The organism is Neobacillus fumarioli NBRC 102428, assembly GCF_001591485.1.
Lineage (GTDB): Bacteria > Bacillota > Bacilli > Bacillales > Cytobacillaceae > Neobacillus > Neobacillus fumarioli.
Genome location: NZ_BCUZ01000211.1, coordinates 1 through 2,362 on the forward strand (window position 1 = coordinate 1; position 2,362 = coordinate 2,362).

Consider the following 2,362-nt stretch of genomic DNA (forward strand, 5'->3'; position numbering starts at 1 on the left):
AAAAAAATCCGCTTATTTATAGGTATTTATATGATTTTCCTGATTTAGCAGGAATCCTTCCCCTTATTTTTCAATGCCATAAAATCAGCATCCACCTTTAACAGAGCCTTATTTTAAAAAACGTAATCCGGCCGTTTTGCATCAACAAAACAGCAGATAGTGTATAATGGAAATATTAAAAAATTCAACATTCCAAGGTGATATAATGGTAAAAGGCCTTAATCATTTACTATTTTCTGTTTCTAATTTAGAAGATTCGATAGAATTTTATAAAAATGTATTTGACGCAAAGTTGTTAGTTAAGGGTAGAAGTACTGCCTATTTTGATTTAAATGGCATCTGGCTTGCTCTTAATGAAGAAAAAGATATCCCACGTAATGAAATTAGCCAATCATACACTCATATTGCTTTTTCAATAGAAGCAACGGAATTTGATAACATGTATCGTAAACTTAAGAAATTAAAATTGAAAGTAAACATTTTGCCAGGCCGGCCAAGAGATGAGAAAGATAAAAAGTCTATTTACTTTACGGATCCAGATGGTCATAAATTTGAATTTCACACTGGTACTTTACAAGACAGGCTGGATTATTATAAAAAGGACAAAACACATATGGAGTTTTTCGATTAATGTGTTCCTTGTACAAGGTATCTTAGTAAGGATCATGAGACCCTGGTAAAATAATCAACATACTTCAAAATATAGAGGTGGAACTAAGGAGTGAAATCGATAAAAGTATATCTATAATTTTGATATAGAAATTACTGGAAATTCTGTATTTGTTAAAAACTTTGATGTGGTTTTCAGGAGAGAAAATAGCAATTGTGTCTATATTTTTAATAATAATTTCGACAAAAATTGCAATCAATACTTGACGAATTTGTGAACAATATGTAATATTATAAAGGTCAGTTGTCAAATAAATTGTCATTTTTTCGACAAATCTACACTTAGCGGCTAACGCAGTGTATCGTTACGTAAGAGAACGATGCATTGCGTTTTTTCATGTTTTTTAAATTTCCAATGATTCCACCTGTAAAATTATAGGGAAATCGATTATCATGAATAAATGTGAACTTGAATTTCCTACATTTGTTTTAATAGATCATCTTTTAGGAAGGGAGGTAATATAAATGGACGTTCGTCAATTAAAGCAAGAAATCATTGCTTACAGTAAAGAAATCGGTATTGATAAAATCGGCTTTACCACTGCAGATCCTTTCACGGAATTGAAAAACCGCTTAATCCGTCAGCAGGAATTGGGGTATCAATCCGGCTTTGAGGATCCGGATATTGAGAAGCGGGTGACCCCATCTTTATTGATGGAGGAGGCACGCTCGATTATTGCCATTGCCGTAGCTTATCCTTCTAAAATGACAAACCGCGTCGAAAGTAAGAAGGGAGAACGAAGAGGCATTTTTTGCCGAGCTTCATGGGGGTTGGATTATCACCATGTTTTAAAGGCTAGGTTGAAAAAGCTGGAGGAATTTATTTTATCGAAAGTACCGGAAGCCCGGTTAAAATCCATGGTCGATACAGGAGAGCTATCCGATCGTGCGGTTGCAGAAAGGGCGGGAATCGGCTGGAGTGGGAAAAACTGTTCCATCATTACACCTGAGTTCGGCTCTTATATTTATTTGGGCGAAATGATTACCAGCCTTCCATTTGAACCGGACGAGCCGATCGAAAATCAATGTGGCAGCTGTACAAAGTGTCTTGAGGCATGTCCGACTGGTGCCCTTGTACAGGGCGGTCAAATCAATGCTAAGCGCTGTATTTCGTTTTTAACCCAGACAAAAGATTTTATTCCTGATGAATTCCGGGAGAAAATCGGCAACCGGATTTATGGCTGTGATTCTTGTCAAACAGCCTGCCCGGTGAATAAAGGAAAGAATTTTCATTTTCATGAAGAACTCGAACCGGAACCGGAAATGGTCAAACCGTTACTAAAGCCCGTATTAAACTTGAGTAATCGTGAGTTTAAAAATCGATTTGGCACACTTGCTGGTTCATGGCGGGGCAAGAAACCGATCCAGCGCAATGCGATGATTGCCCTAGCGCATTTTAAAGATGAAACAGCAGTACCTGATTTAATTGAGGTTTTAGAAAAAGAAGCAAGTCCTGTGGCCAGAGGCACGGCCGCATGGTCACTTGGAAAAATCGGCGGCAAAACAGCGTACAATGCATTAATAAAAGCCAAGGAACGTGAAACAGATTCAGAAGTGTTAGCGGAGATTGAAAAGGGATTAAATTTTTATAAATAGTAAAGGAGCGAACCAAACTGCGGGTTTGCTCTTTTTTTACATAAGGGGGTTCGGACACCATTGAGGGAATTAAGATCCAAGGTGTCTAAATCAAAGA

General features: G+C 37.3%; 2 protein-coding genes. Both read left to right on the plus strand.

What is annotated here, in order from left to right:
• Positions 1 to 205: 205 nt before the first annotated feature.
• Positions 206 to 631, plus strand: coding sequence for a FosM family fosfomycin resistance protein (gene fosM, locus BFU02S_RS15610; protein WP_439951020.1), 426 nt, complete (start codon positions 206 to 208; stop codon positions 629 to 631).
• Positions 632 to 1,134: 503 nt separating this feature from the next.
• Entirely contained in the window at positions 1,135 to 2,265 is a 1,131-nt protein-coding gene (gene queG, locus BFU02S_RS15615; RefSeq protein ID WP_066372673.1) for a tRNA epoxyqueuosine(34) reductase QueG, read from the plus strand.
• Positions 2,266 to 2,362 lie beyond the last annotated feature (97 nt).

Bases quoted from the DNA above. Each gene is read 5' to 3' on its own strand.
- fosM (WP_439951020.1), top strand. From the start codon at position 206: ATGGTAAAAGGCCTTAATCATTTACTATTTTCTGTTTCTAATTTAGAA.
- queG (WP_066372673.1), top strand. From the start codon at position 1,135: ATGGACGTTCGTCAATTAAAGCAAGAAATCATTGCTTACAGTAAAGAA.